An 8,453-nucleotide genomic window follows, 5' to 3' on the forward strand; every position below is an offset into this window, starting at 1 on the left:
AAAAACAAAGATTAACTAGAAAATAATAAGTAGAAAAATAAAAATAAGAAATATAATAATAGACTGCTATCCGGGAATTGATTATTTTGTTGCATTGTGCCTTGCCATTGCAAATTTAGATAAATTAAATATTTTAGGTATAACAACTGTTGCAGGGAATCAAACTATAGAAAAGGTTACAGACAATACTCTTGGTCTATTATCATTTTTAGACAGCGATATAAAGGTTGCTAAAGGAGCTAAAGGTCCTTTAATAAGAGAAAAGCGTCAGGCTATTAACGTCCACGGTGAAAATGGAGTTGGGGACTACCAATTTCCTAAAATAAAAGAATTGTATTCAAATAATGCAGTAACATTTTTGCGAGATGCAATTTTAGCTCAAGAAGATAAAGTAACGATATGTCCGGTTGGTCCATTGACAAATATAGCATTGCTTATTAAAACATTTCCTGAAGTTGTGGATAAAATTGAGCTTCTTTCAATAATGGGAGGAGCAACTGTGGGAGGAAACACAACACCTACAGCTGAATTTAATGTATGGGCTGATCCTGAAGCAGCAAGAATAGTATTTGATTCAAAAATTCCAATAGTGATGAGTGGCCTTAATGTTACTCACAGCACAGGACTGTACAGGGAAGATGTGAATGAATTGTTGAAAAGTACAGGTAAAGTATCTCGCATGTGTGGTGAAATTTTGAATTTTTATTTTCGAGGTGATCATGTTAAAGCAGGTACGTTCACACCTATACATGATGCCTGCAGCATAATGTATTTGCTGTATCCGCAGTTGTATAGCTTCAAACACATGGATGTGACTGTTGATTGTTCTGAAGGTTTAAACAGAGGAAATACAGTTGCTGATATTAGAGAATGGTTTAACTATGATGAAACATATCCAAAAGTGCTTTTGGGAGTTGATTTAGAAAAATTTAGAGAAATTTTACTGCAAAATTTATATAAATTAGACGATATGTCAAAATAAAGAATTTTGGGGAGAATAAAGCATTATTAAACTCTTTCACAAAAATAATAGAGGTAGTTAGTATGGGTAAAGTAGTAGTAGTTGGAAGCATAAATGTTGATATGGTTTTTACTTCAAATGTTAGGCCTAAAGCGGGAGAAACAGTCCTTGGAAGTAAATTTTCAATTATTCCCGGAGGAAAAGGTGCGAACCAGGCTGTTGCAGCAGGCAAATTAGGTGCTGAAATTTGTATGATAGGTTGCGTGGGAGATGACAGCAACGGTGAATTTTCAATTAAAAATTTCAACCTAATGAATGTTGACACAAATTGCGTTGAAATAATCCAAGGAATACCTACCGGTGTAGCAAATATAGTTGTAGCTGAGAAGGACAACAGCATAATTGTTATACCAGGTGCAAATTATGAAATTACAAGAAAAACAATTGACAAATATAAAGATGTAATATTGTCTGCAGATATAGTGCTGCTTCAGCTTGAAATACCATTGGATGCAGTGGAATATACCGCAGAGCTTTGCAGGAAGAACAACGTTAAAGTTCTTCTTAATCCTGCACCTGCAGTTGAATTGCCAAAATCCTTAATAGAAAATGCTTCATATATAACACCGAATGAGCATGAACTAAATATTATTTTAGGCAAACAAAATAACACTGATGAAATAATAAAAAAATATCCAAATAAATTAATTGTTACAATAGGTTCAAAAGGTGTCAAATATTATGATGGAAATGAAATGAAAATAGTACCGTCATATGATGTTGAAGTTGTAGATACAACAGGAGCAGGAGACACGTTTTGCGGAGGCTTAGCAGCAGCTCTGGTCAGAGGAGACAGTTTAGAAGAATCGATTAAATTTGCTAACAAGGCAGCTTCGATTTCAGTAACTAAATTAGGCGCACAAAGCGGCATGCCAACATTAAAGGAAATAAATGAAAAAGAACTACAAATGTAGTTCTTTTCACGTCTTCTTGAAATACCAATATTAATATAAGTAAACAATTGCTATATCTATATTAATGTATTATTTCTTAGAACAAATACTACGCTACAGTAACGTTGTTAGCTTGTGGTCCTTTTTGGCCATCAACTATATCAAAGTTTACTTTTTGACCTTCTTCAAGAGTTTTGAAACCGTCAGAAACGATTGCTGAAAAATGTACGAATACATCTTTGCCGTCATCGCAAGAAATAAATCCAAAACCTTTCTTAGAATCAAACCATTTAACTGTGCCTGTTTTCATAGAAAAAATCCTCCGATATTAAAAAAGATACACATATTATACCAATTTTTTTTGTAAATTGCAATACATGATTATTAAAAAAGAAAATAATTTTTATTGCAGAAAACTATTTGAATTTAAATCATATTATAAACAATTTGAAATTTTAAGGGTTTTACCAAATGAATAAAAATGTATAATTTGTAAAATTTCATAATTATTTTTTGTAGAATAGTAATTGAAATATATGTAAAGCTTTGGTATAATTATTTCAATTACTATTCTAAACGGATTGTTAATAGGTGAACAATAATGATAAGACATTTTTTTAAAATTTTTTTTGCTTCTTTGGTTCTGATTTCGATTGTTTTAAGCGTAACTGCTTTAGGGTATATATTTTTTGTTGATAAGAATATTGTAATAGGAACAGTAAAAGGTGCTGAAGAGCAATCAGAAAACACTTTGTTTTATGAATCAAGCACATATGACTACAGCAGTTCAATCGGTGAAGCTGCAAAGAAAGGCAAACGATTTAATGTGTTAGTGGTAGGTCTTGAAAATTGTAGAACAGATACTATAATGGTAGCAAGTTATGATATGGAAAATAAGACAGCTGATTTAATTTCTATACCGAGAGATACATATTATCCAAGAAATGCAGATGACAGTCCGGATTTAAAAAAGATTAATGCTGTTTATGCTGAAGGTGGAATAGAAAAGCTTACATCAGCAATTCAAGATATGCTTGGAATACCGCTTGAAAAGTATGTCATAATAGATTATGAAGCAGTAGTTTCTTGCGTAGATCTTTTAGGAGGAGTTGAGGTAAATGTTCCATTTCACATGGAATATTCAGACCCATATGATAATCCTCCATTGGTTATAGATATACCTGAAGGCGCACAGATTCTAAATGGCGAGCAATCTTTAAAATTTTTAAGATTCAGAAAGGGATATGCTAATCAAGATTTGGGGAGAATAGAAGCACAACAACAATTTTTAAAATCGGCTATAGAACAATCATTGAGCTTGCAACTTCCTGCTTTAATAAAAGAAGCTTATTCATATGTAGAAACAAATGTTACTGTAACAGATTTATTAAGTATGGCAGGAGATATTATCGGATTTTCTGCGGACAACATAAATTCCAATATTTTGCCGTGTATAGAAACTCCTTTAGAAGGATTGTCTTTTTATATACCTGATGAAAAAAACATAAAAAAAATGGTATCTTCAATGTATATTCCTATAGCAAATGAATCACAGACCAATTAAATAAGAAGTGTTAATTGAAAGGCGGATTTTTTAATGAAACAATTCATAAAAGTATTTATATTTTCATTATTAATATTTTCTTTTGTGTTATCAACCGGAATTTTTGCATACGTAAAATTTTTTTCTCCACAAAACATTGCAGAGGAAGAACCTGATGAAGATGATCAAATTGCTGGTGAAATCGAAGAGACAGAATTCGATACTCCATTGGAAAAAGCAATTCATGAAAGTAAGAGAATTAATGTTTTGCTTGTAGGGCTTGAAGGAACAAGGTCAGACACTATGATGCTTGCAAGTTTTGACAGGAAAACCAAAGATGCCAATATAATATCAATTCCAAGGGACACATATTATCAAAGGGAAGGATATTCAAAATATTCAGAAACCCAGAAAATAAATGCTATATACGGCATGGAGGAAGAAGGAATAGAAGCGCTTACAGAAGCAGTCGAGAATCTTACAGGTCTTCCTATAAATAATTATGTAACTATCGATTATGATGGAGTAAGAGCAGCTGTGGATGCAATAGGAGGCGTTGAAGTTGATGTTCCGTTTCATATGAGATATACAGATCCTTATGATGATCCTCCATTGGATATTAACATACCAGCGGGAAAGCAAATTATATATGGTGATAAAGCAATGGAATTCCTAAGATTCAGAAAAACTAATTATGAAGGATATTCCGGTTACATCAATGGAGATTTAGGAAGGGTGGAAGTACAACAGAAATTTATTAAATCTGCCATAGATAAATCTTTAAGTTTAAAGCTTCCAAGTGTAATTAGTGCCGTGTACCCCTATGTAAAAACAGATATTACGCTCACAAATCTTCTTGGACTTGGTAAAGATGCCATAGGTTTTTCGACAGAAAATCTTGAGACAACAACTTTACCGGGTACAGACAAAATGGTGTCTGGATTATCATTCTATTTTCCTGATGGGGAAGAGATGATAAAGATTGTATACGATATGTACGGTGTGAATCTCTCTGCATATGCAGATGATAAAAGAATAGCTGACGCAACAGAATAATTATTACAACTAGGACCGAAGTAGCAGTCATGATTTACAAATATCTTTCATTAATTAAATAAATAAGTTCGTTGACAAGGCTCCTGTTAATAGTATAATTGTACTAACAAATACTATTACAGGAGTCTTTATGTTAGAAAACGGTCAGATAAAAGAAGTTGAAATAATAGATTTGAATCATACAGTCCAAGGAGTTGCTAAAATTGATAATTTTGTTGTGTTTATCGATAAAGCAATAAAAGGAGACTTAGTTGAAATAGAAATAAAAGAAAAGAAGAAAAATTTTGCAGTAGGAAAACTTTTAAAAATAATTGAACCATCAAAAGACAGAATTAATCCACCATGTGGGTATTTTTATGAATGCGGCGGCTGTCAGCTTATGCATATGGACTACAATGCTCAGCTTATTTACAAGAAAAACAGAGTTATAAATGAAATGAGAAGGAATTCTGTCAATATGGAAGATGCAGTTGTAAATGACACCATTGGAATGGAAAATCCATTTAGATACAGAAATAAAACAGCATTTTCAGTTGCAAAGAAAAACAAAGAAATTATTATTGGACCATATGAGCAGGGAACATACAATACAGTGAATATCTCAAACTGTATGCTTCAAAGCAATGAAGCTGATAAAACAGTTAGGCTTTTTAAAGAGCTAATGATTAAATGCAATATAGAAGCCTACGATAAAAAAACAGAAAAAGGAACTGTTCGAAATATTGTAATAAGAAACAACAGACAAAATGAACTGATGCTTGTAATTGTCACAGCAACAGAAAACTTCCCTAATAAAGACATAATTATTAAAGAACTTACATCCAATATTAAAGAAATAAAAACAGTTGTTCAAAACATAAACAGCAAAAATACTAATCTTGTAATGGGGCATAAAAATATTACTTTGTACGGTGAAGGAACAATTAATGACAACATTGGTGATTTGATTTTCACCATATCCCCTGAAACATTTTTTCAAATTAATCCGGAACAAACCGAGAAACTTTACAACACTGCAATAGAATATGCAAACATAAGCAAAGATGATGTTTGCTTTGACATATACTGCGGCATAGGAACCATATCCTTAATGGCAGCAAAATATGCCAAGAAAGTATATGGTGTTGAAATAGTGGAGCAGTCAATTATTAATGCAAGGGAAAATGCAGTAAAAAATAATATAGTTAATGCAGAATTTTTTACGGGAAAAGCAGAAAAATTGCTTCCGAAATTGTACAGCAAAAATATTAAAGCAGATGTTGTAATAGTCGACCCTCCAAGAAAAGGATGCGAACAAGAAGTAATAGACACAATAATTAGTATGTCTCCAAAAAAAGTTGTTTATGTATCCTGCAATCCATCCACGCTGGCAAGAGACATTAAACTACTGGAATCAGGCGGATACCAGCTCAAAAAAGTCCAGACTGTAGACCAGTTTCCCTGGACCCACCATGTGGAGTGTGTTGTATTGATAACAAGAAAAGATAGGTAAAGGGTTAAAAGTCTTGCAATAAAGGCTTTTTGAGATTTTAGAGAAATAATCTGATACACTAGAAGAAACTTTTTAGTTCTAATACCAGTTTTCACAAATTTAGAGGTATTGGAAAAAGAGCTTGATGAAAGGTTGCTAAAAAATCAAGATAGAGCGCATTGCTGCAGACAGGTTAGTACATCACTCCCATGTAATAACCTTCCAGGGCCAAACCAAGAGATTAGTTTACGCATTAAATGAAAAATAGGGGTGTGACCTTAACAAATATTGGCAAGTGCAGTATGCACTTTTAGGATGCAATTCTATGTACATCACTGAAAGGTGAAATTTTTCGCAAAAGAATATAAAAAAAACAATTCAAATCTGCAAAGAAACAGAAAATATTATAAAATTATATAAAGAATTTTATCGCGGAGGAGAATAAAAATTGACAAGGGCTGAAAGAAGAGAAATAAAGAGAACAATACAAAATGAGATTAAGGAATTTTTAAAAATACAAGCGCACTACTTTCCTAAACTAATAGATGATATAAAAAAATAAAAGATGATATATAGTCTAATTCGCAAAAAAGCTTTGATGAAGCAAAGTTTTCAGGGAAGTACTGGTTAGTAATTGTAGATGCAACCCAATTGTTTTGCTTTAAAGAAAGACATTTCAAATAAAAGAGGATTGTAGGTAGAAGTCTACAATCCTCAACATGACATAATTGAGTTTGGTTTTTTAGATATAGCTAAAAAAGTTTAACTGCTAGTGTGCTTTTAACATCAATTAATGCTTTTTCTGAAACAGGTGAATTTGTTAATATTGATGGAACAGTCAATCCCATATAATTCAGGGTTTTGAGGGATAACACTTGCAGTAAGCAATGCCAGGAATATTTTCTTAGCCCTTGGTATGTTCTGTGATACGACCTGTTTCATATTCGGAACTCAGTTTGAACCTTTCCACTTCTTCCAGCAGTGTTATCACCTGTGCTGACATTTCTTCACTTGTAGCAGAATTTTCTTCCGCACTGGCTGCATTCATTCGCACAATGCTGGATACTTGACCAAGACCGTTCTGAATTTCAACGATGGAATTGGTCTGTTCGATGGAGGCCTGCTCTATTTTCAGGATGCTCTCATTGACTGTAGTGGCTTTATTCTGAACATCCTGTAGAACCTGTGCAGTCTGCTCCGTAATTCGAGTGCCTTCCGCTGTCACTGCCACTGAATGCTCAATGAGCTCCGAGGTTTGTTTGGCGGCTTCTGCTGACTTTGAGGCTAAATTTCGCACTTCGTCTGCCACTACTGCAAAGCCTTTTCCAGCATTTCCAGCACGGGCAGCTTCAACAGCGGCATTGAGGGCGAGAATATTGGTCTGGAAGGCGATATCTTCAATGGTTTTGGTGATACTGGCAATCTGATTAGAGGCGGTATTAATGTTATTCATTGCCTTGGAAAGTTCTTTCATATGTATGTTTCCAATGTTGATGCCATCGTTGGCCTGCTTGGTATATTCGGCAGCGAACTTGACATGCTCCAGATTGGCCTGCGCCTGCTCTGCAACCTGTGCAATAGAAGCGCTGAGTTCTTTTATGGTGGCTGCCTGCTCGGTTGACCCCGAGGCTAGCGCTTGGGCATCTCTGGAAACCTGAACTGCACCAGCACTAACCTGCTGAGCAGAGGTGTTGATGATCAACAGCGTTTGACTCATAGAGGAACGGATGTTTTCCAACGAATCCTTTAGCTTCGCAAACTCGCCAATATAATGCAAGCGAAGATGATAGGTCAAATCTCCTCTGGATATCTGATTTAGAACACCGGAGATTTCCTCAATATAGTTGATATAGCCATGCAGTCTTTCGGCAACCTGACTGAAAGCATCCAACAAAATGCCAAGTTCATTATCCACATTGCTTTCAATCTGAACCGTGAGGTCACCCTCCGCAATTTTTTTTGCTGTAGCAGTCAGCTTGTTTAAAGGCTTAAAGTTGAAGTGTATCACAAAGGAGAATAATACTAGCAAGATGATAGTTAAAAGGATGCTGGAGATGATAGTAAAATTCAAGCTGGTATTTTGATTTGTAATAATGGAATCCATGGCTTCCTTTGCGATGTTGGCGCTGGTGAAATAGTCGGTTGTGTCCACAAGGACATAAATTACGTAATTGGTAGTACCATCCACAGTAATAGGATAATAAATTTCTGCAACCTCATTCTCATCTTCAAAGTAGATACCTGCCTCCGCAGTGGAACTTGCCTCTTCAAAGAATTGATTTATAGCGTTCTGTCCTCTTTCCCAGAGAGATGCCTGATCACCTTGTAAGGTTTCCGTAAGCACTAAACCTTCACTATCAACAAGATACAAGGCCTTAATTTCAGTATGTTCCTGCATAAGGGGAATCAACATTTGCTCAATGGTTTCTGCATTTAAGGCCGATTCTATGATTCCTGTAGCTGCCTTGC

7 protein-coding genes are annotated in these 8,453 nt (G+C 34.5%); 5 read left to right on the forward strand and 2 right to left on the reverse strand.

Going from position 1 to position 8,453, the window contains the following annotated elements:
• Positions 1 to 58 precede the first annotated feature (58 nt).
• Together SA378_RS05350 and rbsK are read left to right on the forward strand one after the other, a co-directional pair.
• Positions 59 to 982 carry a nucleoside hydrolase gene (locus SA378_RS05350; RefSeq protein WP_318524960.1) on the forward strand — a complete coding sequence of 308 codons (924 nt, stop codon included), beginning with the start codon at positions 59 to 61 and terminating at the stop codon, positions 980 to 982.
• Positions 983 to 1,044: 62 nt separating this feature from the next.
• Positions 1,045 to 1,935, forward strand: a complete 891-nt coding sequence (rbsK, locus tag SA378_RS05355; protein ID WP_318524954.1) for a ribokinase — start codon at positions 1,045 to 1,047, stop codon at positions 1,933 to 1,935.
• A gap of 88 nt (positions 1,936 to 2,023) precedes the next feature.
• Here rbsK and SA378_RS05360 read toward each other — a convergent pair whose 3' ends face one another.
• Complete coding sequence (locus SA378_RS05360; protein WP_318524955.1) at positions 2,024 to 2,224, reverse strand: cold-shock protein; 201 nt, start codon at positions 2,222 to 2,224, stop codon at positions 2,024 to 2,026.
• A 291-nt stretch (positions 2,225 to 2,515) separates the two neighbouring features.
• Here SA378_RS05360 and SA378_RS05365 point away from each other — a divergent pair, with 291 nt between their 5' ends.
• From SA378_RS05365 to rlmD, 3 genes are all read left to right on the forward strand, one after another.
• Positions 2,516 to 3,478 carry an LCP family protein gene (locus SA378_RS05365; RefSeq protein ID WP_318524956.1) on the forward strand — a complete coding sequence of 321 codons (963 nt, stop codon included), beginning with the start codon at positions 2,516 to 2,518 and terminating at the stop codon, positions 3,476 to 3,478.
• 33 nt (positions 3,479 to 3,511) lie between these two features.
• Positions 3,512 to 4,513: an LCP family protein gene (locus SA378_RS05370; RefSeq protein ID WP_318524957.1), complete on the forward strand. Its 1,002-nt coding sequence runs from the start codon at positions 3,512 to 3,514 to the stop codon at positions 4,511 to 4,513.
• Between the two features lie 130 nt (positions 4,514 to 4,643).
• Complete coding sequence (gene rlmD / locus SA378_RS05375; protein ID WP_318524958.1) at positions 4,644 to 6,005, forward strand: 23S rRNA (uracil(1939)-C(5))-methyltransferase RlmD; 1,362 nt, start codon at positions 4,644 to 4,646, stop codon at positions 6,003 to 6,005.
• Positions 6,006 to 6,888: 883 nt separating this feature from the next.
• On the opposite strand, the gene SA378_RS05380 is transcribed toward rlmD, so the two are convergent.
• The coding region (locus SA378_RS05380) for a methyl-accepting chemotaxis protein (protein WP_318524959.1) at positions 6,889 to 8,453 on the reverse strand (1,565 nt) is incomplete at its 5' end.

The sequence above is a fragment of the Sedimentibacter sp. genome, assembly GCF_033447055.1.
Classification (GTDB): Bacteria; Bacillota; Clostridia; order Tissierellales; family Sedimentibacteraceae; genus Sedimentibacter.

Bases quoted from the DNA above. Each gene is read 5' to 3' on its own strand.
- rbsK (WP_318524954.1), top strand. From the start codon at position 1,045: ATGGGTAAAGTAGTAGTAGTTGGAAGCATAAATGTTGATATGGTTTTT.
- rlmD (WP_318524958.1), top strand. From the start codon at position 4,644: ATGTTAGAAAACGGTCAGATAAAAGAAGTTGAAATAATAGATTTGAAT.
- SA378_RS05370 (WP_318524957.1), top strand. From the start codon at position 3,512: ATGAAACAATTCATAAAAGTATTTATATTTTCATTATTAATATTTTCT.
- SA378_RS05360 (WP_318524955.1), bottom strand. From the start codon at position 2,224: ATGAAAACAGGCACAGTTAAATGGTTTGATTCTAAGAAAGGTTTTGGA.
- SA378_RS05365 (WP_318524956.1), top strand. From the start codon at position 2,516: ATGATAAGACATTTTTTTAAAATTTTTTTTGCTTCTTTGGTTCTGATT.